The sequence below is a fragment of the Pseudomonas solani genome (genome assembly GCF_026072635.1).
Classification (GTDB): domain Bacteria; phylum Pseudomonadota; class Gammaproteobacteria; order Pseudomonadales; family Pseudomonadaceae; genus Metapseudomonas; species Metapseudomonas solani.
In genome coordinates, this window is record NZ_AP023081.1 from 217,867 (window position 1) to 243,149 (window position 25,283).

At 65.8% G+C, this 25,283-nt stretch carries 21 protein-coding genes and 2 pseudogenes; 6 read left to right on the forward strand and 17 right to left on the reverse strand.

Annotated features, from left to right (window positions below):
• Positions 1-8: 8 nt before the first annotated feature.
• The gene (locus PSm6_RS01045) at positions 9-689 is read left to right on the forward strand and encodes a type 1 glutamine amidotransferase domain-containing protein (protein ID WP_265169294.1); all 681 of its coding nucleotides are present in this window, start codon (positions 9-11) and stop codon (positions 687-689) included.
• A 159-nt stretch (positions 690-848) separates the two neighbouring features.
• On the opposite strand, the gene PSm6_RS01050 is transcribed toward PSm6_RS01045, so the two are convergent.
• From PSm6_RS01050 to PSm6_RS01085, 8 genes and pseudogenes are all read right to left on the reverse strand, one after another.
• A complete protein-coding gene (locus PSm6_RS01050) occupies positions 849-3,335 on the reverse strand; it encodes a TonB-dependent receptor (RefSeq protein WP_265169295.1) in 2,487 nt (828 codons plus the stop codon).
• A 151-nt stretch (positions 3,336-3,486) separates the two neighbouring features.
• A complete protein-coding gene (locus PSm6_RS01055; protein ID WP_158480992.1) occupies positions 3,487-4,443 on the reverse strand; it encodes a FecR family protein in 957 nt (318 codons plus the stop codon).
• Positions 4,444-4,457: 14 nt separating this feature from the next.
• The gene (locus PSm6_RS01060; RefSeq protein ID WP_021220471.1) at positions 4,458-4,991 is read right to left on the reverse strand and encodes a sigma-70 family RNA polymerase sigma factor; all 534 of its coding nucleotides are present in this window, start codon (positions 4,989-4,991) and stop codon (positions 4,458-4,460) included.
• A gap of 187 nt (positions 4,992-5,178) precedes the next feature.
• Complete coding sequence (locus PSm6_RS01065) at positions 5,179-6,273, reverse strand: extracellular solute-binding protein (protein ID WP_021220470.1); 1,095 nt, start codon at positions 6,271-6,273, stop codon at positions 5,179-5,181.
• Positions 6,274-6,283: 10 nt separating this feature from the next.
• Positions 6,284-7,395 (reverse strand): annotated as a pseudogene (gene aguA, locus PSm6_RS01070) (agmatine deiminase).
• Positions 7,396-7,490: 95 nt separating this feature from the next.
• On the reverse strand, positions 7,491-8,378 hold the full coding sequence (locus PSm6_RS01075; RefSeq protein WP_021220468.1) for a LysR substrate-binding domain-containing protein: 888 nt from the start codon (positions 8,376-8,378) through the stop codon (positions 7,491-7,493).
• A gap of 86 nt (positions 8,379-8,464) precedes the next feature.
• On the reverse strand, positions 8,465-9,703 hold the full coding sequence (locus PSm6_RS01080; RefSeq protein ID WP_021220467.1) for a M61 metallopeptidase family protein: 1,239 nt from the start codon (positions 9,701-9,703) through the stop codon (positions 8,465-8,467).
• A gap of 56 nt (positions 9,704-9,759) precedes the next feature.
• Positions 9,760-10,209: a YcgN family cysteine cluster protein gene (locus PSm6_RS01085; protein WP_021220466.1), complete on the reverse strand. Its 450-nt coding sequence runs from the start codon at positions 10,207-10,209 to the stop codon at positions 9,760-9,762.
• 304 nt (positions 10,210-10,513) lie between these two features.
• Between PSm6_RS01085 and PSm6_RS01090 the strand changes: the two genes are divergently transcribed.
• Positions 10,514-11,350 carry an IS110 family RNA-guided transposase gene (locus PSm6_RS01090; protein ID WP_265169296.1) on the forward strand — a complete coding sequence of 279 codons (837 nt, stop codon included), beginning with the start codon at positions 10,514-10,516 and terminating at the stop codon, positions 11,348-11,350.
• 293 nt (positions 11,351-11,643) lie between these two features.
• On the opposite strand, the gene PSm6_RS01095 is transcribed toward PSm6_RS01090, so the two are convergent.
• The 4 genes from PSm6_RS01095 to dapA form a co-directional block, all read right to left on the reverse strand.
• The gene (locus PSm6_RS01095; RefSeq protein WP_021222726.1) at positions 11,644-12,576 is read right to left on the reverse strand and encodes a D-2-hydroxyacid dehydrogenase; all 933 of its coding nucleotides are present in this window, start codon (positions 12,574-12,576) and stop codon (positions 11,644-11,646) included.
• Complete coding sequence (locus PSm6_RS01100; RefSeq protein WP_021222725.1) at positions 12,576-12,869, reverse strand: YcgL domain-containing protein; 294 nt, start codon at positions 12,867-12,869, stop codon at positions 12,576-12,578. The genes PSm6_RS01095 and PSm6_RS01100 overlap by 1 nt, the downstream gene beginning before the upstream one ends.
• Positions 12,866-13,996 (reverse strand): ribonuclease D, encoded by a 1,131-nt coding sequence (rnd, locus tag PSm6_RS01105; RefSeq protein WP_021222724.1) that lies wholly within the window; start codon positions 13,994-13,996, stop codon positions 12,866-12,868. Before rnd ends, PSm6_RS01100 begins: the two co-directional genes overlap by 4 nt.
• An 85-nt stretch (positions 13,997-14,081) precedes the next feature.
• Positions 14,082-14,936: a 4-hydroxy-tetrahydrodipicolinate synthase gene (dapA, locus tag PSm6_RS01110; protein WP_021222723.1), complete on the reverse strand. Its 855-nt coding sequence runs from the start codon at positions 14,934-14,936 to the stop codon at positions 14,082-14,084.
• A gap of 417 nt (positions 14,937-15,353) precedes the next feature.
• On the opposite strand from dapA, the gene PSm6_RS01115 reads away from it, so the two are divergent.
• The gene (locus PSm6_RS01115) at positions 15,354-16,415 is read left to right on the forward strand and encodes an SMP-30/gluconolactonase/LRE family protein (RefSeq protein WP_043246210.1); all 1,062 of its coding nucleotides are present in this window, start codon (positions 15,354-15,356) and stop codon (positions 16,413-16,415) included.
• A gap of 87 nt (positions 16,416-16,502) precedes the next feature.
• Here PSm6_RS01115 and PSm6_RS01120 read toward each other — a convergent pair.
• Positions 16,503-17,293, reverse strand: a pseudogene (locus PSm6_RS01120) (lysophospholipid acyltransferase family protein).
• An 85-nt stretch (positions 17,294-17,378) separates the two neighbouring features.
• Between PSm6_RS01120 and PSm6_RS01125 the strand changes: the two are divergent.
• The 3 genes from PSm6_RS01125 to PSm6_RS01135 all read left to right on the forward strand — a co-directional run bounded on the left by PSm6_RS01125 (position 17,379) and on the right by PSm6_RS01135 (position 20,432).
• Complete coding sequence (locus PSm6_RS01125) at positions 17,379-18,233, forward strand: sulfurtransferase (protein WP_265169297.1); 855 nt, start codon at positions 17,379-17,381, stop codon at positions 18,231-18,233.
• Between the two features lie 252 nt (positions 18,234-18,485).
• Positions 18,486-18,965 carry a hypothetical protein gene (locus PSm6_RS01130; RefSeq protein ID WP_021222718.1) on the forward strand — a complete coding sequence of 160 codons (480 nt, stop codon included), beginning with the start codon at positions 18,486-18,488 and terminating at the stop codon, positions 18,963-18,965.
• Positions 18,966-19,157: 192 nt separating this feature from the next.
• Entirely contained in the window at positions 19,158-20,432 is a 1,275-nt protein-coding gene (locus PSm6_RS01135; RefSeq protein ID WP_021222717.1) for an OmpP1/FadL family transporter, read from the forward strand.
• A 76-nt stretch (positions 20,433-20,508) separates the two neighbouring features.
• Here PSm6_RS01135 and PSm6_RS01140 read toward each other — a convergent pair whose 3' ends face one another.
• The 4 genes from PSm6_RS01140 to PSm6_RS01155 all read right to left on the reverse strand — a co-directional run bounded on the left by PSm6_RS01140 (position 20,509) and on the right by PSm6_RS01155 (position 25,241).
• On the reverse strand, positions 20,509-21,816 hold the full coding sequence (locus tag PSm6_RS01140; RefSeq protein ID WP_265169298.1) for a Wzz/FepE/Etk N-terminal domain-containing protein: 1,308 nt from the start codon (positions 21,814-21,816) through the stop codon (positions 20,509-20,511).
• 304 nt (positions 21,817-22,120) lie between these two features.
• Positions 22,121-23,179, reverse strand: coding sequence for a DUF2167 domain-containing protein (locus PSm6_RS01145; protein ID WP_043246203.1), 1,059 nt, complete (start codon positions 23,177-23,179; stop codon positions 22,121-22,123).
• Between the two features lie 136 nt (positions 23,180-23,315).
• A complete protein-coding gene (locus PSm6_RS01150; RefSeq protein ID WP_265169299.1) occupies positions 23,316-23,864 on the reverse strand; it encodes a glutathione peroxidase in 549 nt (182 codons plus the stop codon).
• A 177-nt stretch (positions 23,865-24,041) separates the two neighbouring features.
• Positions 24,042-25,241, reverse strand: coding sequence for an MFS transporter (locus PSm6_RS01155; RefSeq protein WP_265169300.1), 1,200 nt, complete (start codon positions 25,239-25,241; stop codon positions 24,042-24,044).
• Positions 25,242-25,283 lie beyond the last annotated feature (42 nt).

The following is a 25,283-nucleotide window of genomic DNA, read 5'->3' on the forward strand; positions in this document are numbered from 1 at the left end:
AGTTGCCGATGAAAATCCTCATGGTGCTGACCTCGCACGACCGCTTGGGCGATACCGGCAAGCCGACCGGCTTCTGGCTCGAAGAGTTCGCCGCCCCCTACTTCGCCTTCCGCGATGCCGGCGCCGAGGTGATCCTGGCCTCCCCCCGGGGCGGCCAGCCACCGCTGGACCCGAAGAGCGACGAGCCCGACGCACAGACCGAAGCCACCCACCGCTTCCGCGCCGACGAGCAGGCCCGCCAGGCCCTGGCCAACACCCTGCCGCTGTCCGGGCTGGTATCGGCCGACTACGACGCGCTGTTCTACCCCGGCGGCCACGGCCCGCTCTGGGACCTGGTGGACGACCCCTTCTCCATCCGCCTGATCGAAGACCTGCACCACGCCGGCAAACCGGTGGCCGCCGTCTGCCACGCCCCCGGCGTGCTGCGCAACGCCCGCGCCGCCGACGGCAACCCGCTGGTGCAGGGCTGCGCGGTGACCGGTTTCTCCAACAACGAGGAAGAGGCCGTCGGCCTCACCGCCGTGGTGCCCTTCCTGGTGGAAGACGTGCTGCGCGAACAGGGCGGCCAGTACTCCAAGGTCGCCGACTGGCAGCCCCATGTGGTCACCGACGGCAACCTCATCACCGGCCAGAACCCCGCCTCCTCCGAACCCACCGCCGCCGCGCTCTTGCAGCGGCTTGGCGGCTGAGCCGAAGCGCGGGCCAGCGCTTCGCGAGCAGAGCGCGCTCCTACGGGGTGTGCATGCGAGGGGGCTGTGCAGTGATGGTGGGCACGCAGGTCGGGGGCAACCCGAAGCTCCGAAGGGAGCGGGCATCCCCACGAACGCGGGGACGCCCTGGAAGGCACCTCAGAAGAATTGCGAGACGCTGAACTTGATGTTGCGGCCAACGCCGGAAACGGACTCGCCGAGGTAGGGGTAGTACTCGCGGTTGAACAGGTTATCCACCGCCAGCCGCGCCTCGAAGCCCTTGATGTACTTGGGCTGCCAGGTCGCGAATAGGCCGTGCAGGGCGTAACCCTGGGTTTCGGGAAGGCTCCAGCCAGACGCCAGAGGATCATCGTCAGTTGGGGAGCGGTCCTGCTTGCGCACGAAGTTGCCGGTCCAGCCCATGGCCATGTCGATCTCCGGGACCTTCACGCCCAGGGTCGCCACCGCCTTGCGCGGAGGGATGTCCGAAAGCCAGGTTTCAGGGCCCCAGGGGTTGCGCGGCGAGGCATCGCGCTTGCCGCGGATGTAGGACACCGACAGGCTGCCGAAGATGCGCGAGCTGTCGTAGAAGGATTCGACCTCCACCCCCTCGATGGTGTAGCCGGGCAGGTTGCGGTTGTTGGCCAACGGCCCCGGGCATGCACTGTTGCCGCCGGTCACGCTGGCGAGGCAATAGACGCCGGTGCGCTTGAAGATCTCGTCCTTGCCACGGTTGCGAAACAGCGTGGTGCGGATCTGCAGGTTGTCACTGTCCACCAGCAGCTTGTCGAAATTGAAGATGCTGCCCAGGCGTACCCCGGTGATGCGCTCCGGGTCCAGGTTGCGACTGGTGGCGGGCACACTGCTCGCCGCGCTCTGCACCTCGTACAGTTCGTCGATCAAAGGGGCGCGCCAGGTCTTGCTGTAGTCGGCGAAGAACGCCAGGTTGTCGGTGGCGGTCCAGAACAGCCCCAGGCGCGGCGACCAGCCACTGTAGGTGACGCTGCTGTAGTCGTGCCCTACGGCCGGATCGGGGCTGTTGTAGCGCGGCGCCAGGCTGGGCTCGCCACGGCTGTAGACATGGTCGTAACGCAGTGCCGGGGTGATGGTCACGGAGCCGATGGTGATGGCGTCCTGCAGATAGCCACTGCGGGTTTCCTGCTCGCCGGACGGCATGTAGTAGGGCTGGTAGAGGCCGTAGTTGTAGGTCCTGTCAGTCAGCTTGCTGAGGTCCTTCATCAGCGTGTCGCGATCATGCCCGTGCCATTGCACACCCACTGTAGCGACATGGGATAACAACCCCGTATCGAAGCGGCTTTCGTTCTTCAGCTCCGCCAGCCGGTCGGTGTAGTTGACCCAGCTCTCGTTGCCCAGCGAAGACGCGAACCCCGCAGACGCGTTGGCCGGCCGCTTGTCATGCTGGTCGGTCTTGGAATAGGCATAGCTCGCGGTGACATTCACCAACGGGTTGTCCAGCGGCGTGTAGTTCCACTTCAACGAGTAGTTCTCGTCGTCCTGGTCACGGTTCACCAGCTTGCGTTTCCAGGCACCGTCCAAGCCATAGCGGGCTATCTCCACCGCAGTGGGGGCAGCCATTTCATCGCGCTTGGCGGCGAAGGGCTCCCAGGCCTCGCTGCCGGACTGCATGGCCGACAGGGTGAAGACATGCTCGTCGTTGGGGCGGAAGTTGCTCTTGAACAGGAAGGCGTCAAGGCTGTTTTCGGAGTAGACGAAGCGCGTGCCATCCGGGCGCTTGATGTTGTCGCCGTCACGCCCAGTGAGGAACAGCAGGCCATCGAGCATCTTGTCGGTGGTCTGGCCATACACCGCGCCGCTGTAGATCTCCTGGCGGTCATTGGTGTGATAGCCGTACTTGAGGAAGGCGCCGACGTTCTCGCCGTCCTGCAGCAGGTCGGCCGGGTCCTTGGTATCCACCTTGATCACCCCACCAAAGCCGCCATTGCCGTACAGGGTGCTGTGGGGACCCTTGTCCACTTCGACGTTCTTGATCAGTTCCGGCTCGATGAACACCGAGCCCTGGCGGTACTTCTCGAAGCCCTTGGGCGCGCCGTCGAGGATGACCTTGACGTCCTCCACATCGCCCATGCCCCAGATGTTCAGGGTCTGGCCACCGGGGCGGGGCGAGCCGCTGGAGCTCACGCCCGGCAAGGTGTCGAGCAGCTCGGCGATGTTGTCCGCCTGCTTGCGGTTGATGTCTTCCTGGGTCAGGACAGAACGCCCTACCGAGCTGGAGTCGATGGCGCTGCCCATGATGTTGGTGCTGCCCAGCTCCAGCACGTTGTCATCGGCGGCGGCATGGCCGGCACTGGCCACACGACGAATCACGAACCCATCCCCCGCCTCCACCAGCTCCAGCCCGGAGCCGGCCAACAGACGCTCAAGAGCAGTGCGGGCGCTGTAGCGGCCGGCCAGGGCCGGGGCGCGCAGGTCACGCAGCTGCGACTCGTCGAAGAGGATCTGCAGCTGGCTCTGCTGGGCCAGGGCGGTCAGGGCGCTGGCCATGGATTGGGCCGGCAGGTTGAAGTCGTGGTCCTGAGCCAGGGCGCTGCCGCTGAGCAGGAGGGTGGCCAGGGCGCCGCCGGCGACGAGGCGGCGCAGCGCGAAACGGGTGCTACGGGTGTTCATCCAAATCTCCCCAAGTACTGCAAAACCGCCCTTGCATGAGGCGGACATCAGGAAGACGCAGCGCTCGGCAAAACCCGCATATGCAAATGAAAAATATTTTCACTTGCATCGAAGTACCCGCGCGGCGCGGCCCCGGAGCAGCTCCGGGGTGTCAGCGCGGGTGGATCAGGGCCGTTCCGTTGGCCAGGTATTCGACGCGCACCGGCAGCAGTTGCGGCAACGCGGCGAGGAAGGCATCCGGCTTGCCGATGTTCAGGCTGCCGGAAACACGGCGCTCGGCGAGGCTGGCATCGGCCAGGCCCACGGGCGCGTTTCGGTAGTGGGAAAGCTCGTCCACCAGCTGGGCCAGCGGGCGATCACGGAAGATCAACTGGCCACGCCGCCAACTGGCGATTTCCTCGGGGCTGCGGTGGCCGAGCTCCAGGTGACGGGTGCGGTAGTCGAAATCGGCGCTGTCGCCGGCACCCAGTTCGGCACGGTGACTGCCGCCGGCCTCCGGGCTCACCGCGACCTTGCCGCTCTCCACTGCCACGTCGAGGCGCTCGCCGCCCCGGCGGACGCTGAAGCGGGTGCCGAGCACGCGCACGCTGCCCTCCCCGGCCATCACCACGAACGGGCGTCGTTCATCACGGGCGACGGCGAAGAACGCCTCGCCCTGGAGCAGTTCCACTTCGCGGTGGTCGTCGTAGAGGCGCACGTGCAGGCGGGTGTCCACGTTGAGGTCGATGCGCGAGCCGTCGGCCAGCTCCACCTGGCGCTGCTCGCCCCGGGCGCTGCTCAGTTGCAGGTCGACGCTGGGCGCACGGCCGAACCAGTCCTGCGAGGTGGCCAGGGCGGCGCAGAGCAGCACGAACGAAGCGGCCATGGCGCGCGGCAGGGTCCGCCGGCTGCGAGGCTTGAGCATGACCACCGGGGTGGCGAGCACGGGCCGTGGCACGCGATCGAAGTCGGCCCAGATCAGCTGCATGTCGGCGAAGGCCTTGGCGTGCGCCGGGCTGGTGGCCAGCCAGGCCTGCAGCTCGGCCTCCTGCTCGGCGGTGAACTGCCCGCTGGTACGGCGGGCGTACCAGGTGGCGGCCTGTTCGTCGATCGAGGGTCGGGAATCCATCCAGGTGCTCGTGTTCATTGTCCGTCCGCCTGGACGTCGCCCTGCACGCGTTGCTTGCAATGCAGCAGGGCACAGGCGATGTGCTTTTCCACCATGCTCAAGGAAATCCCCATGCGCGCGGCGACTTCCGCCTGGGACAGGCCATCGAACTTGTGCAGGACGAAGGCCTCGCGCCGGCGCGGCGACAGATCATCCAGTGCCGAGGCCAGGAGGCGCAAGCGCTGATGTTGCTCGACCTGTTCCAAGGGGCTCGCTCCTTGTTCATCGACCATGGTTTCCAGCGTCTGTTCGCCCTCGCCGTCGGCCGCACCGCGCACCTGCTGGCGGCGCCAGTGGTCACGCAGCAGGTTGCGGGCGATCTGGAAGAGGAAGGCGCGGGGCTGGCGGACCTGGTCGCGGTCGCGCCAGTCCAGCCACTGGGTGAAGGCATCCTGGGCGAGGTCGGCGGCGTCGGCGGAACTGCCCAGGCGCTTGCCGAGGAACTTCAGCAGCTCGGCATGGAAGGCGCGGTAGGCGCCGGAGACGGAGCCCCGGAACTGCTCATCCACGGGGCTGCCTCCCGTCTGCTCGACTCGCTACCTGCACGCACGCCCCCGACAACAGGTAACCGGGCGACGCTGCCGGATGCGGCGTGCCAGGGATACCAAATGAGAATGCATATCATTAGATAGCAAGCGCGACGGGGCGGTCAAGATGCCCGACATCCCGAAGGTCGGATGCCGGGGCGGGGGTAGCTCAGAGGCCGGACTTGAGCTTGCTGAAGGCGCGGGTCAGGGCGCGGTTGAAGGCCTTGGTGTTGTCGTTCTTGGTGTAGAGCTTGGCGCGCACGTCCGCCGGCGGGTAGGTGCCCGGGTCGGCGAGGATGGCGGGGTCGACGCTGGCGGCGGCCGCCGGCACCGCATTGGCGTAGTGGATGTTGTTGGTGATGGCGCCGATGGTCTCGGGTGTCATCAGGTGGTCCATCAGCGCCAGGGCGGCTTCGGGGTGCGGCGCATCCTTGGGCACCACCATGGCGTCGAACCAGATCAGGGTGCCTTCCCGCGGGATGCGGTAGCGCAGCCTGAAGGGCTTCTGCGCCTGCTCGGCCTGGGCGGCGGCGATGGCCACGTTGCCGTTCCAGGACATCGCCAGGCAGGTGTTGCCGTTGGCCAGGTCGTTGATGTTGCGGTCGTTGTCGAAGTAGCGGATCGACGGGCGGATCTTCGCCAGGTGCGCCTCGGCGAGCTTGAGGTCGTCGAGGCTCTGGCGGTTGATGTCCAGCCCCAGGTAGCGGAAGGCGGCGGCGAACACCTCGTTGGGATCGTTGAGGAAGCTCACCCCACAGTCGGCGAAGCGTGCGACCACCGCCGGGTCCATCAGCATCGCCCAGCTGTCGGTGGGGGCGTCGGCCATGCGCGTGCGAATGGCCTCCTCCTGGTAGCCGAAGCCGGTGGTGCCCCAGACATAGAGCCCGGCGTAGCGGTTGCCCGGGTCGAAGCTGGCCATGTGCGCGGTGAACTCCGGGTCCAGCCCCTGGAAGTGCGGCAGCCTGGCCTTGTCCAGCGGCTGCAATGCGCCGCTGGCGATGGCCCGCTGCAGGTGCTGGCCGGCGGTCAGTACCAGGTCGTAGCCGCTGCGACCGGTGAGCAGCTTGGTCTCCACCGTTTCCAGGGAGTCGAAGTGGTCGGCCACCACCTTGATGCCGGTCCTGGCCTCGAAGCGGGAGAGCGTATCCGGCGCCAGGTACTCGCTCCAGATGTACAGGTTGACCTTGGGCGGCTCGCTCGCCGCCTGGGCCATGCCGCTGCCGAGGGCCAGGCCCAGGGCTATTGCCAGTGTGCGCATGTGCATCGAAGGCTCCCTAGCCAGCTCGGCTGGCGGCGTATTGCGGCATGGTGATGCAGGCGACGTTGCCGCCCCGAGGAGGATTTCCCGCGAGTTCTCGATGCCGACGATGCGGTGCCTGGGGAACAGCTCCGCGAGTACCGCGCCGGCCGCCTGGTCGTGGACGTCGCCGAACAACGGCAGGACGATGGCGGAGTTACCGGCGTAGTAGTTGATGTAGGAGGCGCAGATGCGCGTGCCCTCCTCGCGCAGGTGGGTGCCGTCCACCTGGTCCAGGCCGGCGGCCTCCTCAGCCGTCCAGGTGAGCACGCGGGGCTGCGGCAGCTTGTGCACCTCCAGCGCGCGGCCGCGGGCGTCACGGGTGCTGCGCAGGATGTCGTAGGCCTCCTGGTAGATCTCCCACTGCGGGTCGTCACGGTCGTCGGTCCACTGCATCACCACCACGCCGGGGCGGACGAAGCAGGCCAGGTCGTCGATGTGGCCGTCGGTTTCGTCGAACTTGCAGCCGCGCGGCAGCCAGATCACCTGCTCGGCGCCGAGGTAGTCGGAGAGCCGCCGGGTCACCTCCTCCTTGCCCAGGTGGGCGTTGCGGTTGCGGTTGAGCAGGCACTGCTCGGTGGTCAGCAGGGTGCGCTGGCCGTCGGTCTGGATGCCACCCATCTCGGCGATGAAGGGCGCGCGGTAGCGGTCCAGCTTCTCGATCTCGAGGATCTTCTGGGCGATCTGGTCGTCCTTGTCCCAGGGGTAGTAGAGGCCGCCATCGAGGCCGCCGTAGGCGTTGAATTCGAAGTCCACGCCGCGCACCTCGCCGCTCTGGTCGTTGACCAGGAAGGCCGGGCCGCTGTCGCGGAACCAGGTGTCGTTGCAGGTCATCTCCACCACCCGCACCTGGGCCGGCAGCATGCGCCGGGCATTGGCGTACTGGGTGGCGGAGGCGCAGACGGTGACCGGCTCGCTGCTGGCGATGGCGCTGACGATCTCCACCCAGACCTTCTGCGCGGGCTTGGCGCCGTTGCGCCAGACGTCGGTGCGCTCGGGCCAGCCGAGCCAACAGCCGGCCTTGGGCTCGAATTCGCCGGGCAGGCGGAAGCCGTCGGCCTTGGGGAGGGAAGTCAGGGAACGCGCCATGGGAAACCTCGGAGTAGGGTTGGAAGTGCCCTGACGTTAAGCGCGCCGGTGCCCCGGCGACCAATGATGAATATCGCGGAATCCTTGAATTGGATTCAGCTATCGGCCAGCTGATCGCTGAACCATTCGACGAACTGGGCCACCGCCGGCTTGTCCAGGCGCAGCCGTTCGCAGACCAGCGCGTATTGCCCCAGGGACGCCACGCTGGCGGCGAAGGGGCGTACCAGGCGGCCGCTGGCCAGGTCCTCGGCGCTGGTGAGGTTGTCGCCCATGGCCACGCCCTGCCCTTGCGCGGCGGCTTCCAGGGTCAGCCCGGCGTGGCCCAGGTAGAGGTGCCGCAGCGGCTGCAGGTCGCCGGCGTGGACGCTGAGCCAGGCGCTCCAGGTCTTGCCGTCCTGGTCGTCATGCAGCAGGCAGTGGCGGGCCAGGTCGCGCGGGTGCTTGAGCGGCAGCTGGTTGAACAGGCCGGGGCTGCACACCGGGAAGAACTGCAGGGCCGGCAGCGGCCGCACGAAGTAGGCGCTGGCATCCCCCGGGCCGGTGCCGTAGGTGATGGCGAGGTCGATCTCCTCGCCCGGCAGCGCCGACTCCAGCGGCTGGACGTAGAGGTGCAGGGTGATGTGCGGATGGCGCTCGCCGAAATCCGCCAGCCGGCCCACCAGCCACTTCTGCGCCAGCTCGGCGGTCACGGCGATGCGCAGCTGCGCCTGGGAGCCGGGGTCGCGCAACTCGTCGCAGGCATCGAGGATCAGCTCGAAGGCCTGCTGCAGGCTGTGCAGCAGGCGCCGTGCCTGGGGCGTGGGCCGCACCTGGCGGCCGGCACGGACGAACAGCTCGGTGCCGAGCTGCTCCTCCAGCTGGCGGATCTGGTGGCTCACCGCGCTGTCGGTGACGCACAGCTCGGCGGCGGCACGGCCGAAATGCGCATGGCGGGCAGCCGATTCGAAAGTGCGCAGGGCGGTGAGGGACGGCAGGCGGCGCATGGGCGGGCTTCCGGGCAAAGCCGGCATCGTTGCGCAGGTGGGGCGATGGCGTCCAGCGGAGCGTAGCCCGGGACCCGCGCCGAAAGTCAGGACGCCTTGGGCAGCTTCAGCAGCGACGTGTCGAGCACGTCGGACTCACCACCGAGCACGTTCTCGGCGATCTCGACGAAGTCGCGGGTGCTGACCTTGTCCAGGCGCATCAGGCCACGGGTGACGTCGTCGAGGGAGCGCTCACCGTTGCTGGCCTTGCGGATCTCCTCGTCGAGGTCCTGCAGCAGCAGCACCGCGCGGGCGGTGACCGGGCCGGACGATTGCTCGCCACGCAGGTTCTCGACCTTGCGGCTCCAGCGCTGCAGCTTGGCGCGGACCTTGTGGTAGCGGTCCTCGCTGAGGCCGCCGGCGCGGCGCATCAGTTCGATGGCGTAGAACTCGGCGATGCCTTCGCTGATCCAGTCGCTCTGGTCGGTGTCCTTGATGCGGCTGAACACGTGCACCAGCTCGTGCACCAGGGAGCTGGTGCCGTTCTCGCTGACCAGGGGGCGGTCGGCGTGCATGAAGAAGGAATTGGGCGCGGACAGGCCGCCGCGCCACATCGGGTCGCCGGCACCGACGATCAACAGCTTGCCGGGGTCGCGGGGGAACACCGCCTGGGCATGGGGCCAGACGAAGGTCAGCAGGGTGAGGATGTCCATGCGGCGCATGCCCTCGCCCATGGGCGCGGCGACCGTGACGTCGGTGTTGCCGAGTTCGGCGCGGCGGCTGCCCAGCTTGCCGGCGATGATCCAGCCGGTGGGGCGGTCGAACAGGCGCTCGGCATTGTCGACGCGAAAACGGTTCTTGCCCACGCGGGACCAGCCGGTCTCCACCGTGCTCCAGCCCTTGGGCAGCTCGAACTGGATGCGCGACACCAGCTCGGTGCCGTCCACCAGGTCGATGCGTGCCGGGGGCACCAGGTCGTCGCCACGCAGCAGCGTCCAGTCCGGCGTCATCCGCGCGTCGAACTTGCCATCGCCACGGGGGTGGGTGATGCGCACCTTGTAGCTGAGGGTCGCCTTGCCCTCCGCCGGGGTCCAGGTGCCACGCTCGGCGCTGGCCTGCTGCCATTGGCCGTCGGCCTTGAAGTCGCTGTAGTAGCCCTTGTCGCCCAGGTCGAAACCGAGGCTGCGGACCTTCTCGCCGTTCTCCAGCACCACGCGCACCTCGGCCTGGTCGCTGTCCGGCAGGAAGCGCACCAGGTAGTCGACATCGCTGCGCTTGGCGGCCAGCAGCGGCGCGCAGAACAGCAGGGTGGCGGTGGACAGCAGCAGGGTGGCGCGGTTGGACATGTCGGGCTTCCTCGGAGCGATTTCCCTATGACTCGGCACGCGGTGGTTCTATCCGTCTAGCCCGCACGAAAGATCATGTAGTCCTCCCAGTCGTCCTCGGCCACCTGGGTCTCGCTGACCATGCGCCCGGACTGGGAGATACCGGCGTTGTGCACCGCCTCGGTGTCGCCGCAGATCAGTGGGTGCCAGGGCGGCAGGTCCTTGCCCTCGGCCACCAGGCGGTAGCCGCAGGTGGGCGGCAGCCAGCGGAACTCGTCGGCCTGGGCCGGGGTGAGCTGGATGCAATCGGGCACGAAATCGCGACGCTTGGGGTAGTTGGTGCAGCGGCAGGTGTTCAGGTCCAGCAGCTTGCAGGCGATGCGCGTGTAGTACACGGCGCCGTCGTCCTCGTCTTCCAGCTTCTGCAGGCAGCACAGGCCGCAACCGTCGCAGAGGGATTCCCACTCCTCCTGATCGAGCTGTGCGAGGGTCTTGCGCTTCCAGAAGGGTTCGACTTTGGCGGCCATGGTGGTCTGACTGGGTAACGGGGCGCGGTAGTCTAGTCCCGTCGAAGGTGCCGGCCAAGCGCTGCCGACGACGGGACGACCGGTAGCGCCATGTAAGGAAAATCATTCGCAGGACGGCTACACCGTGGGCTCCCAGGCAACGGGCAGGCGTGGATGACGCTCTTTTCATCCACCAACCATGTTGCCTGGGAGCACGAAAGGTGGACCGGTGAAGCGTGGTCCACCCTTGAGCCCAGAGCTCGCATTCACAAGGTTGGGCCGGGTGCAGTGATGATCGCATTTGGAACGATCAGGAGGAGCACACATGCCCAGTGTCATTGGTGTCGACATTGCGAAGCACACGTTTGATATCGCCACCCTGCAGGCGAACGGCAAGTACCGCACCAAGGCCAAGTTGGCCAACAGCGAGGCGGGCTTTCGCACGCTGCAGGAGTGGCTGAACAAGCACAGCGAGGCGGGTGCCTGGGTCGTGATGGAAGCCACCGGCATCCACCATGAAGCCCTGGCCGAATGGCTGCTGGAGCAGAACTATCGGGTCTGCGTCCTCAACCCAGCGCAAATCGCTCACTACGCCCGCAGTCAGCTGCAGCGCGTGAAAACTGACAAGGTCGACGCCAAGCTGATCGCCGAATACGGCGAGCGCCACCAAGATGAGCTACGGCCCTGGCAGCCTGAACCTCGCGCCATACGGCGCCTGAAAGCACTGATGCGGCGCCTGGCGGATCTGCAGGAAATCCAGCAGATGGAGAGCAATCGCCTGGAGGTGGCCGATACCAGCGTGCAGGAGTCGATCCGCTCAGTGTTGCGGCACATCGAGCAACAGATCGAGGAAACCCTCAAGGCCATCAACGACCACATCGACAATGACCCGGATCTGCGTGGCAAACGTGATCTGTTGACCAGCATCGATGGCATCGCGGACAAGACAGCCGCCCTGATCCTGGCGGAGCTGGGCGACCCTCATCGCTTCACCAGCAGCCGCGCGATTACCGCCTTTGCCGGACTCAACCCGCGTTTGCAGGAGTCTGGTAAGTACCGGGGCAGACCCGCATTTCCAAGATGGGCTCATCGCGGCTGCGTGCTGGGCTGTACATGCCTGCCGTTTGCGCCCTGCAGCACAACGGGGCGATCAAAGCGATGAGAGAACGCCTCAGAGCCAAGGGCAAGACCGGCATGCAGATCATCTGTGCAGCGATGCGTAAGCTGCTGAACATCGCTTATGGCGTCTTGAAATCGGGCCAGCCGTACGACGTAAAACTGGCCCTTGCTCACTAGGGATCAAGACGGTATCTACGCAAGCCATCTGGTTCGGTGCTCAGCAAAAGCGGCCTGAGATGCCGCCGGGCGTAGGGTGGATGACGCTCTTTTCATCCACCAGCGGTGCTGCCGGAGAACACGAACGCCATCACCACGCAGAGGCCCACCGAGCTGGCATCAGTAGCCGCGCTGGAACTCCACCTCGCCGCGCAGCGGCTCGCCAGCCTGGAAGCGTGCCAGGTTGTCGAGGAACAGCCCCACCAGCAGCTCCGGCAGGGTGGGCGCCGAGCTGTGGCCGGTGAGCAGCAGCCGCGGCGCGGTCCAGAACGGGTGCGCGGGGGGCAGCGGCTCTTCGCGGCAGACGTCGATCACCGCACCGGCCAGGTGCCCGGCCTGCAGGCTGGCGACCAGGTCGGCATCCACCACCGCCACACCGCGCCCGGCATTGATGAACAGCGCCTCCGGCTGCATGCGCGCGAACAGCGCAGCGTCATACACGTCGCGGGTGGCCGGGGTGTCGGGTAGCAGGTTGATCAGGTAATCGGCCCAGGCCGCCTGCTCCGCCAGGGCGTCCATCCCCAGCACCTGGCTGAACGGCTCCAGGGCACGGGGCTCGCGGGCGATGCCGCGCAGCTCGACCCCGAACGGCGCGAGGAAGCGCGCAACGCTCTGGCCGATATCACCGGCACCGACGACCAGCACTCGCCGCCCGGCCAGGCTGCTGGGCATGCGTGCATCCCACTGGCGCTCCACCTGGCTGGCCAGGCGCGAGAGCAGCTGGCGCTCGTGGGCGAGGATGTAGGTCAGCATGTACTCGGCCATCACCTGGCCGAAGATGCCCACGGCGCGGGTCAGACGGTAGTTGCGCGGCAGGCCCGCCGCCAGCAACGGGGTGATGCCGGCCCAGCTGGACTGCACCCAGTGCGGGGCGAACCCGGCCTGCAGCAGTTCCACCACCCGTTCCGGGCTGCCCAGCCAGATGGGCCGCTCCGCCGCCAGGGCGCGCAGCTCGTCCGGGTCATCGCTGCCGGCCACATCCAGCGAGGGGATGGCGGCGAGCAGCAGTTCGGCGTGGCGGAGGTGTTTCTCGTCAGCGAGGAGGACTTTCATCAGATGGGGTCGTTCATCCGCAGCAGTTCTTCGGGCAGATGCTCGATGTATTCCTCTTCACCCGGCGGCATCTGCAGGTGGTAACCCTGCTTTTCGAGGTTCTCCAGCACCTTGCCGATGTCCTCGCGGGCCAACTGGCGCTCGGGGCTGAGCACCAGGTCGAAGGCATGCTGCGGCGCGCCGAAGGCCGCCAGCAGTGCCTCGGGTACACGGGCCAGGGCGTCGCGCTTCTCGACGTAGAGGTACATCTCGTTCTTGCGCGGGCTCTTGTAGATGGAGCAGATGCGTTTCATGGGGCGTTGTCTCCGGCCAGGGCATCGAGCAGCGCCTGGCCCATCAGTTCGCGGCGCCAGCCCTTGAAGCCGTCGGGCAGGCTGTAGGGGCCGTTGGGGTAGCCCGTCTTGAGCAGGGCTTCCAGGTGCTTCTTGCGCAGCATGAGTTCGGGCGCCATGCCCAGGCGCTCGGCCTCGGCCTGGCCGATGGCGCGCAGCTTCTTCAGCAGCGTGGTGGCTTCCGACGGCAGCGGCTCGGGCAGCGGCTCGGGCCATTCGGCCGGGGGCAGCTCGGCCGCTTCGCGGATCATCTTCAGCAGGGTGTTGCCGTCCTGGCGCACGGTGCGCGGGTGCATGTCCTCGACACGGGCCAGGGCGACGAGGTTGTCCGGCTGGAACTTGGCCAGCGGCCACAGGGCGTGCTCGCGGACGATGCGGTTGCGCGGCTGGTCGCGGCGGCGCGCCTCGAGGTCGCGCCAGGCGTAGAGGTCACGCAGCACGGCCAGCTGCTGGCGGGACAGCTTCCAGCCCAGCTTGGCGTCGCGGTACAGCTCGTACGGGTCCACTTCACGGCGCAGGTTGGCCACCAGCTCGGCGCCGTCCTCCAGCACCCAGGCACGCTTGGTGGCGTCCAGGCGCTCGTCGATGATGCGGTAGATCTCGGCCAGGTGGATGGCATCCTCGGCGGCGTAGCGCTCCTGCATCTCGGTGAGCGGGCGCTGCAGCCAGTCGGAGCGGGTCTCGTCCTTGGGCAGGTCGATGCCGAGCACGGCCTGCACCAGGCGCGAATAGCCCATGGAGTAGCCGATGCCCAGGTAGCCGGCGGCCAGCTGGGTGTCCAGCAGCGGCAGCGGCAGGCTGCCGGTGAGGCGCAGGAAGACTTCGAGGTCCTCGCTGCAGGCGTGCAGCACCTTGGTCACCGCCGGGTCTTCGAGCAGCTCGGCGAAGGGGCGCCAGTCCTTGATCAGCAGGGGGTCGATGAGCCAGGCGCTCTCGCCGTCGCCCACCTGCACCAGGCCGGCCTTCGGGTAGAAGGTGTCGACCCGCATGAACTCGGTGTCCAGGGCCACGAAGCTGAGGTTGCGCCAGCGGGCGCAATGGGAGGCCAGTTCGGCGTCGTCGCGAATCCAGTGAAAGTCGATGGCCACAAGGCTCTCCTCGGTTCAGAGGCGCGAAGTATATATCGCAACCCCATCCCCGCCCCACCCGTCATTCCGCGTGGGGCGGCACAGGTCAGCCCAGCTCGCTGCGCAGGCGTTGCACCAGGGCCGGCGAGCTGGCCTGCATGGGCGCGCGCAACTCGTCGCGGATCAGCCCGCGCAGGGCCAGCAGGCTCTTCACCGGCGCCGGGTTGGGCTCGACGAAGGCCAGGCGGATCAGCGGCTGCAGCTCGCGAAAGATCGCCCGCGCGCCCACCAGGTCGGCCGCTGCCACGCGCTCGGCCATGGCCACGAAGCGCTCGGGGTGGATGTGCGCCGAGGCGGCGATGGCACCCGTGCCGCCGTGGCAGAGGGTGGCGAAGATCTGCGCGTCTTCCCCCGCCAGCACGTCGAGCTGGCCGTCGGCGATCAGCGCCTGGGTCTTGTCGATCTCGCCGCCGCAATCCTTGATCGCCACGATGCGCGGGTGCCGGGCCAGCTCGCGCAGGGTCTCCAGCTCCAGGCGCGAGCCGGTGCGATAGGGGATGTCGTAGAGGATCACCGGCACCGCGGCGGCATCGGCGATGGCGCCGAACCAGGCCAGCAGCCCCGACTGCGACGGGCGGATGTAATAGGGCGCGGGCACCAGCAGGCCGGCCACCGGGCGCTTCTGCACCTCGTGCTGCATGGCCAGGACCTCTGCCAGGTTGTTGCCGGCCAGGCCCATCACCAGGCGCTCGCCGGGCACGGTTTCGAGCAGGGCATCGAGCACCGCGAGCTGCTCGCGCTTGCTCAGCGCCGCCGCCTCACCGGTGCTGCCACACACCACCAGCCCCGCGACGCCGGCCTCCAGCAGGTGCGCGGACAGGCGACGCAGGGCGGGGAAATCGATGGCGCCATCGGCGAAGGGGGTTACCAGGGCGACCCAGATTCCGGAAAACACAGGCATAGCGAAAACTCCTTCAGGCTGACCGTAAAAGTCACCGTCGGAGGCTGGCGGGGAGTGTTCGTGCAAGAGAGGTTTCGACCTTCGCGTCCACTGTCCTGTCAGCCCATCTGACGGGACAGCACGCCCCGGTCAAATGAGCGACTGTTTCTTCGATTTACCCGCGGCAACGCCACGCACCAGCGCCGGCAGGGCCGGAACGGAAGCGATGGAGGCGAAGATGGCGGGCATGGAGTAGCTCGGTGCAGGAATGCGAGACGGGGATACTGCGAAAATCCCTACAAGCCTGTCAACTGCGGCGACGTCGCACCCCAGCCATTCAGCCGGGCCCGGTGTCTGGCGTTGGCCGGCCATGGCTGCTAAAAAGCCCTTCCAACAATAACCAGGCCCATGACGGGCCCACCGCCAGGGAATTCGGACATGAAGAAGCTTCTGGGCCTGCTGGTCCTGCTCATCGCCGCTGCGGGCATCTACCTCGCCATCACCAAGAGCCCCATCGATCCCGTCGCCTGGGACGCCCCCAAGGCGCCGCCCATGACCGGCGTGATGGAGCCCAACGACACCCTGATGAAGGCCGAGCTGCTGGCCAAGGGACAGATCCACGGCCCCGAGGACACCGCAGTGGACGCCCAGGGCCGCGTCTACGCCGGCCTGCATGACGGCCGCGTGGTGCGCATCACCGCCGACGGCAAGGTCGAGACCTTCGCCACCACCGGCGGCCGCCCGCTGGGCATGGACTTCGACGCCCAAGGCAACCTGATCGTCGGCGACGCCTACAAGGGCCTGCTGAGCATCGACCCGCAAGGCCAGATCAAGGTCCTCGCCACCGAGGCCGAAGGCGGCCCCTTCCGCTTCACCGACGACCTGGACATCGCCAGCGACGGGCGCATCTACTTCACCGACGCCTCCGCCAAGTTCGAGCAGCCGGACTACCTGCTGGACCTGCTCGAGGGCCGTCCCCACGGCCGCCTGATACGCTATGACCCGGCCACCGGCAAGGTCGAGGTGCTGCTCAAGGACCTGTACTTCGGCAACGGCGTGGCGCTCTCGGCCAAGGAAGATTTCGTGCTGGTCAACGAAACCTACCGCTACCGCATCACCCGCTACTGGCTGAGTGGCGAGAAGGCCGGCACCCACGACGTGTTCATCGACAACCTGCCGGGCCTGCCGGACAACCTGCAAGGCGACCGCAAGGGCACCTTCTGGGTCGCCCTGCCCTCCCCGCGCAAGGCCGACGCCGACTTCCTCCACACCCAGCCCTGGCTCAAGGCGCAGATCGCCAAGCTGCCCCGCGCCCTGTGGCCCAAGGCGGAGAAATACGGCCTGGTGATCGCCCTCGACGAGAACGGCCAGATCATCCGCAGCCTGCACGACACCAGCGGCACCCACCTGCGCATGATCACTTCGGTGAAACCGGTGGGCGACTACCTCTACTTCGGCAGCCTGGACAACGACCGCATCGGCAAGCTGAAGATCCACTGAGAATCGCAAGAACCGCACCCCGCTACCGGATACGAAAAGCCCGCCAATCGGCGGGCTTCTTCATTTCAGGGGCGGTAATGCCGGCACTCAGGCCGGCACCGTCTCGCGCACGCCCTGAACCACCCGCGCCGGCTGAGGGTGCAGCAGCGCCTGCATCTGCCCATGGGTCCGTGCCATCAGCTCTTCCAGGCGCTCCACATCGAACTGCGCGGCATCGATGGGTTCGCCCACGTGCAGCGACACCGGCAGGCCGAGGTTGAACCGCCAGGTACGCGCCGGCAGCACCTGATGGATGCCCCGGATGGCCACCGGGACGATCACCGCATCGGTATCCAGCGCCAGGTGGAAACAGCCCTTCTTGAAGCGCTGCAACTGGCCATCCTTCGAGCGCGTACCTTCCGGCGCCGCCCACAGCACGATGCCGCTCTCCATCATCTGCCGCGCCTTGTGCAGGTCGGCCAGGGCCCGCTCGCGGTTGTGCCGGTCGATGAAGGGGAACTCACCGGCCTTCATCGCCGCACCGAGAAACGGCAGGCGCGACAGCTCCTGCTTGGCCAGCATGCGGATCGAGCCCGGCAGGGCGACGAAGCTGGCGGGAATGTCGTAGTGGCTGGAATGGTTGCAAAGGATCAGGTAGCGGCGGCCGTCGTTGAAATCCGGCAGGCTGCCGTGCACCGACAGGCGCACCCGCACCAGGCGCAGCAGGCCCCGGGACCAGGCACGGGTGTAGGCGTCGACCCGCGCGCGGTCGAGGCGCCCGCAGGCCCCCGCCCGAGTATCAACAGGCAATAGAACAGGGTCAGCGACAGTGACCCGAGCACCACGCCGATACGGCGGGCGAGGTTGGCGCTCTCGGCGAAGGATTGCAGGCTGGGCATGGACGGCTCCCCATCGATCAGCGCGACGCGGCGCGCGGCTGTCCTTATGATGCCCACTGTCATCGATTGGACACAGGACACCGCCATGCCCCTCGCGCAACTCATCAGCCCCCGGCAACTGGAAGCCCGCCTGAACGAACCGGGCGTGATCGTGCTGGATTGCCGCTTCGCCCTCGACGACCCCGCCTACGGCCAGCGCAGCTACGCCGAAGGGCATATCCCCGGCGCCCGCTTCGCCGACCTGGAGCACGACCTTTCCGGCCGGGTGCAGAAGGGCGTCACCGGCCGCCACCCGCTGCCCGCTCCCGAGCGCCTGGTGGAGCGCCTGCGCGGTTGGGGCATCGACAACGGCAGCACCCTGGTGCTCCACGACGATGGCCCCGGCGCCTTTGCCGCCCGCGCCTGGTGGCTGCTGGCCTGGCTGGGCAAGCGCGAAGGCGTCTACCTGCTGGATGGCGGCCTCAAGGCCTGGCGCGATGAAGGCCTGCCCCTGGAAGTCGCGGTGCCCGAAGTGCCCCGGGGCCACTTCAGCGGCCAGGCCGACCCGACCCTGCTGCGCAGCGCCGACGAACTGCAGGGCCGCCTGGGCAACGCTGACCTGACCCTACTCGACGCCCGCGCCCTGCCCCGCTTCAAGGGCGAGGTGGAGCCCATCGACCCGGTGGCCGGCCATATACCCGGCGCGCAGTGCGCAGTGTTCACCGACAACCTCGGCGCCGACGGTCGCTTCCTCCCCGCCGAAACCCTGCGCCAGCGGTTCGCCGCCTTCCTCGGCGAGCGCCCGGTGGACGGCCTGGTGGCCTACTGCGGCTCCGGCGTCACCGCCTGCCACAACCTGTTCGCCCTGAGCCTGGCCGGCTACCCGCTGGCGCCGCTCTACGCCGGCTCCTGGAGCGAATGGATCAATGACCCGGCACGCCCGTTGGCCAAGGGCGACTGAAGCCGGGCACGCCCCACCGGCCCAGCGCCAGCCGGGCACTGGGCCGGTTGCCAGCGATCATTTTTTAATCACCCTGGGATATATGCCGCCGCCATCACGGCCTCAAACAGTTTAAAAACAGGCCTTTACAGCGGTTTCATCGCACTACACTTCAAATCGAGCGGCTAACCCCGCTTCCGGCGGGGCCCTTTCCGAGAACGAGAAGCTGCCAGATGCCCCCGGTCCCGCCGGCACCTTTCTCGCGAGGGCACCATGGGAATAGCCGCCAGCGACCTCTGTGAACACGTCATCCGCCCCACCCTGCTCTACCTGCAGCGACCATCGCCGATGGCGGAGTCCCTGCTGCTGGGCGCCGCCGCCTGCCAGTCGGCACTCGGCTCAGCGTTGGGTGACAAGGCGGGCTACGGCCTCTACCACATCAGCGAAGAGCACCACCGCTGCCTCTGGGATCTGCACCTGGCACGCGACCCGGAACTCGCCAGCCTGGTGCGCGGCCTGGCCAGCCAGCACGCCTTCCTCGCCGCACCGCACATGGAGCTGACGGTGAACTTGCGCTACGCCACCGCCATCGCCTGGCTGCTGATCGAAACCGAAGTGCTGGTGATGCCCGCCGCCGACGACTGGGCGGGCATGGCCGCCATCTGGCGCCAGGTGTTCAACCCTCAGGGAACACCCGGTGACTACTTGGATGCCTGGCAACGCTGGGTAGGCCCCTCGGCGAAGGTCGCGTAGGACAAAACCGCTCACTGACCGACCAGTCAGGAACGAGCGTCCAATGCAATATGCCCGATCGGCGAAATTGCAGGCATTTTGATGCCATAAAGCCAGAGAAAACGCTCTATTCCGGGAACTCCCGGAAGCTGGCAGGGGTCTGGAAATCCTGATAGTTTCCGCCACCTGCCTCAAAGTCCCCAGGAGTCACCCGTGATCAAAAGAGTCTTCAAGACCAGCCTCGCAATCGCCATCAGCGCTGCATCCAGCTACAGCCTCGCCGGCGGCTTCGCCATCAACGAACAGAGCGTCAGTGGCATGGGCACCGCCTTCGCCGGTCGCTCCTCGTCCGCTGATGACGCCACCACCGTGTTCGGCAACCCGGCCGGCATGTCGCGCCTCAAGCGCGAACAGGTCAGTGGTGGCCTTGCCCTGCTGGACGCCAAGACCGACATCGACGACCACAGCAGCACCTTCGGCGGCAGCAACGACGGCGACATGGTCCCCTTCATGGGCGTGCCCATGGGCTACTACGTCAAGCCGATCGATGACAAATGGACCTTCGGCCTCGGCATGTACGTGCCCTTCGGCCTGATCACCGACTACGAGTCCGGCTTCGAAGGCCGCTACTACGGCGATCGCAGCGAAGTCCGCGTGATCACCCTGCAGCCGACCATCAGCTACAAGATCAACGACCAGCTCTCCGTCGGCTTCGGCCCGACCATCAACCGCATCGACGGTGAACTGACCTCCGCCACCCTCAACGCGGCCACCCCCGGCCGCAACGATGGCAAGGTCAAGGTCAAGGGCGACGACACCGCACTGGGCTACAACGTCGGCGTGCTGTTCGAAGCCACCCAGAGCACCCGCTTCGGCCTGACCTACCACTCCATGGTCAACTACAAGCTGAAAGGCGATACCCAGGTTTCCGGCACCGGCTTCGGTCCCTTCTCCGGCAACGAGTACGACGCCTCGCTGAAACTGAAGACGCCCGAATCCGTCGACTTCTCGGTTACCCACGACCTGAACGCCGACTGGACCCTCTATGCCGGTAGCACCTGGACCCGCTGGAGCCGCCTGAAGGACATCACCGTCAACAACAAGGGCGTTCCGGCACTGCTGGGCGGCTCGGCCGGCCCCATCGGCACCATCTCCGAAGAGCAGGACTGGCGCGACACCTGGTCCTACGCCGTAGGCGCCTCCTACAAGCTGAACCCGCAGTGGACCCTGCGCGCCGGCCTGGCCTACGACCAGACCCCGACCCGCAACGAGCACCGCTCGCCGCGCATCCCCACCGACGACCGCAAGATCCTCAGCCTGGGCGCCGCCTGGAGCCCGAGCGACGACTGGACCGTCGACGTCGCCTATTCCTACCTGAAGGAAGACGATGCCGAAGTGAACCAGACCAGCGCCACCAAGGGCCGCTACAGCTCCACCTACAAGAACAGCGCCCACGGCCTGGGTGCTCAGGTGACCTACCGCTTCTGATAGAATCCTGCCTCAACAAAAAGGGCCGATCAGAAAACTGATCGGCCCTTTTTGCTCCACCAATAAAATCGTAAGGCTACACGGAGACCTCTTGTCGGACAGGCTCCATGGCATGTCGGACCAAGACACGAATAGTGGCGATGAATCCCCCCACTACGAGACCTAGGACTAAACCACACAGAAGAATCAAGAACTTCTGGGGTTTCACAGGTTCCTCAGGGCTCGAAGCCACTTGATCTACATGGACCAAGCGTAACTTAGAGAAATCGAGAAGTGCGAACTCGGCTTTCAAAGATTCCAACTTCGCACGCTCGCCACTGAGCTCCACGATATCCTTGAAGAAAATATCCTCATTTTTACGCGCCCTAAGCGTCTCAACCTGACGATTATTTTCCAAACGGCTCAACTTTGTTTGGATTTTCGCAATTTTTGGCTCGACGAAATCATCAGAAGTACGAGACAGAAGCGTCGTGCGTTCGGCCGACAGCGCCTCAACGCCCATGAAATATAAAGGATTTTGCTGGTTATTAACTTCGGTCCGAACGAAATTACCCTGCCCTCCCACCCTACTTTCCGCCATTGCCGAGGGCGTTGTAGGCTTGGAAATCCCCAATTTTTCTGCAATCAGGATCGCTTCATCCAGCTGTTTGATACGACTCTGCCGACCAGTTAGCAACTGCTGCCGCAGTGCTCTGAGCTCGTCCTGAAACAAAGCCTTGTCCAACTGGTCACTTTCCAATAACTCTGCAATACGAGAGGCCTTATCAGCGTCATAACGCGCTTTCTCAGCACTGAATCGCGCCTGTAACATCGAGAGCCGATTATTCACAAGAACATCCATGTCTTCCTGCAATTTTTTCCGCTCATGATCAATGGCGGCCATAACCAACCCATTGGTAATGGCAACACCATCCACACCCTCTGGATAGATAAAACTGATCCCTTGATATGAACGAGGCTCTCCTGCCGCTTTAACCTCAGAGGCAATCATTGAGAACGCCTCACGATTAAGACGATCGAGCAATTGGTTCAAAGGCTCATCCGCCTTACGCATGTCCTTGACAAGCTCCAAATGAGAGCTCAGATAATCCAAACGCAGGCTGTATGAGCCCAACGCATTCACTACCCGCTCCAATGAAGCCTCAGGCGTTATCGAGTAGAAACCTGACTCATTGAGCTGGTCCAGATCCTTGAGAGACGCCGGCCTAAGTATGCTCTGAACCTTATATTGAGGAATTGCCACAAACGCATAGACTGCTGCAAGAACGAGCGATACAACAGTAATTGCAAGAACCAAGCGACGCTGTTTCCAGATACCCTTCAATAGAACGAAGAACTCTATGTCGTTAGAGGTTCTATACGGCTGTATTAGCGGGGCATTCATATCTTTTCTTCCATGACAGCTAGACGAAACTTAAGTAGGGCACTTTAAAACAAGAACTCACATAACTGGACCCATTCAGCGGCATTCCCACTCCACCTCCGGAGCTCACCGAGCACAGGTAAAGACCGAGCAATAACTTGGGGATCGCAAAGTAGCACAGGTAGGTAGAAAAACTGTAGCTCGTGAAAGAGATATCAGCACTGCGCCTACAAGCGCAGAGGCATAATTCACAGATGGCTATTAGCCTTCATTCCATAAAAAAAGCCCGGACAGGTCCGGGCTTCTTTCAGTCACTCGAGGTCATTCACTCGACGATCTTGGGCTTGTCGTCCTTGTTCATGTCCATCACCGTCGCCGCCGGCTCGCTCACCACCACGGGCTGCGGTTCGGGAGCGGGCTGCGGCTGGGCCTCGGCGGGTGCTTCCTTCTTCTTGCCGCGGATGCGGTTGATGATCCAGGCGCCGATGGCCAGGGGCACGAAGAAGAACTTCTTCAGGAACACCAGGAGTATGGCGAACAGGCCGGCCTTGGCGGCGACCTTGCCGGCGATCAGGGCGCCCAGGCCATAGGCCGCGACCTTGTCCAGCTCGGGGTTGAAATCGGCGTAGCGGTTGCCCGGGTTGAACTCGGTCATGGCCAGCACCGCCGGCAGGTTCTGCTCGATGGTCGGCAGCTGGTCCATGTTGGCGATGAAGTTCAGCACCAGCACGCCCTTACGGCCCAGCACGCGGATGTTGTAGTTCAGGGTGTGGGTCTCGGCGTCGCCGAACTTCAGCTCCTTGGCCCAGTGCAGCTTGCGGCCTTCGGCGTCGTAGCGCGGCTGGGCGGCCCAGCCAATCAGTTGCACCGGCTCGTAGCCGTTCTCGGCACGCCACTTGTTGTCGGCCTTGGCCTCTTCCTTCATGTCCTTGAGCATGTCGCCGTAGTCGATGTCAGCGGCATCTTCGTCGGAGACGTAGCCGTTCTCTTCGTACTCAACCGTCACCGCCCAGGACTCGTCGGCCAGTGGCGAGATGCCCTTGGGCAGAATCATGCCCAGCGGCAGGACTTCATCCGGCGGGTTGCCCCAGGCATCGGTCAGCACGCGTTCGGCGTCTTCACCAGCGAGGAAGACAAACTGCTCGGGGACGTCGAGGGTGGCGAGGTTGTCGCCGATCACCACCTTGCCCTGCTGGAAGTTCAGGCTGGCGAGGAACTCTTCCTCGGACATCGTCTGGCCATCTTCCTCGATGGTGGCCTCGCCCTCCTCTTCCGCCTGGGTGGCGGCAACGGGTTCTTCGGCGGGGGCTTCGGGTTTGGCGGCGAATGCGGAAGGAATGGCGGCGGCGATAAGGCCGGCCAGGATCAGTTCCTTGATCGACATGGGTAACTCCATGGATGGGCAAAAAGACAGGCGCGAGACGTTACCACGGGCTGGGCCGGGAAAACGGAACCAGCCGAAATATTCGGAAATATTTATCCCGCGCTACGGAACTTTTTGCAAAACATTGGCAATGCGATCAGGGGGTACTGGCCAAAGCCTGCTCCACTGCCTTCACCAGATCCTCGTCATCGGGTTTGGTGAGGCTGGAGAAGTGCGCAATCACCTTGCCCTGGCGATCCACCACGTACTTGTAGAAGTTCCAGCGCGGGCTCTGCCCGGACTGGGCGATGAGGTCGCGGTAGAGCGGCGTCGCCTCGTCCCCGGTGACGTGCTGCGGCTGGGTCATGGCGAAGGTCACGCCGTAGTTCACGTAGCAGACCTTGGCGGTCTCGGCGTTGTCGTCGGCTTCCTGCTTGAAGTCGTCGGAGGGCACGCCCAGCACTTCCAGCCCCTGGTCCTTGTAGCGCTGGTAGAGCGCCTCCAGGCCCTTGAACTGCGGGGTGAAGCCACAGTGGCTGGCGGTGTTGACCACCACCAGCGGCTTGCCGGCGAAGCGCTGGCAGAGGTCGATGGTTTCTTTGGAACGCAGCTGCTGCATCGAGTGCTGCAGCAACGGCACGCACTCGGTGGCCAGGGCGGGCCCGGCGACAGAGACCAGCAGGGGGAGAAGGAAGAGGCGTTTCATCGGGCGCTCCACGCGGCAGGGGCAATGCTCGAAGGCTACCCCCGCCCTGCGGAAGCGGCAATCAGCACAGGCTCATGTTCAGCTGCAGCAACGCCAGGCCGCCGCGCTGCCAGCCCCACCAGGCCAGCGCCAGCAGCAGGGTCGCCCCCACGCCGAGCGCCAGCCCCAGGCGCAGGCTCATGCCAGTGCCTGCAGGCGCGCCACCGGCCGCTCGCGCACCGGCCAGTTCAGCGCCGCCGCCATCAGGCTGAGGAGGATGGAAATCTGCCAGACCATGTCGTAGCTGCCCGTGTGGTCGTAGAGGTAGCCGCCCAGCCAGCCGCCGAGGAAGGCGCCGAACTGGTGGAAGAGGAAGACGATACCACCGAGCATCGACAGGTTGCGCACGCCGAACAGGGTGGCCACGGTGCCGTTGGTCAGGGGCACGGTGGAGAGCCACAGCAGCCCCATGGCGATGCCGAAGGCGTAGGCGCTCCAGGTGCTCAGCGGCGAGTAGACGAAGGCGACGATCACCACCGCGCGCAGCAGGTAGAGCACCGTGAGCAGGCGCGGCTTGGACAGGCGCCCGCCGAGCCAGCCGGCTATATAGGTGCCGAACACGTTGAACAGCCCCACCAGCGCCAGCACCGTGGTACCCACCTGGGCCGGCAGGTGCTGGTCCACCAGGTAGGCCGGCAGGTGCACGCCGATGAACACCACCTGGAAGCCGCAGACGAAGAAGCCCAGCGCCAGCAGCCAGAAGCCGGAATGGCTGCACGCCTCGCGCAGTGCCTCGCCCAGGGTCTGCTCATGGGCGGCCACCGGCAGCGGCTGGTCCTTGATCATTCCCGCCAGGGGCACGATCAGCGCCACCAGCAGCCCCAGTGCCAGCAACGCCGACGACCAGCCCAGCCAGCCGATCAGCCCGAGGGTGCCCGGCAGCATGGCGAACTGGCCGAAGGAGCCGGCAGCGGCGGCGATGCCCATGGCCATGCTGCGCTTCTCCGGCGGCACTGCGCGGCCGACCACGCCGAGAATCACCGAGAACGAAGTGCCCGACAGGCCGATGCCGATCAGCAGCCCCGCGCTCAGCGAGAGCCCCATGGGCGAATGGGAATACCCCATCAGCACCAGGCCGACGGCGTAGAGCACCCCGCCGATCACCACCGTCTTCATCGCCCCGAAGCGGTCGGCGATGGCCCCGGTCACCGGCTGCGCCAGGCCCCAGATCAGGTTCTGCAGGGCGATGGCGAAAGCGAACACCTCGCGCCCCCAGCCGAACTCGGCACTCATGGGCGCCAGGAACAGGCCGAAGCCGTGGCGGATCCCCAAGGACAGGGCCAGGATCAGCGACGCCCCCAGGAGAATCCAGCCACTCGTGCGCCATACGGAAGTCATAGAAGGTCCTCTACGGGTATATACCCGCGTTATCGCGAAAAA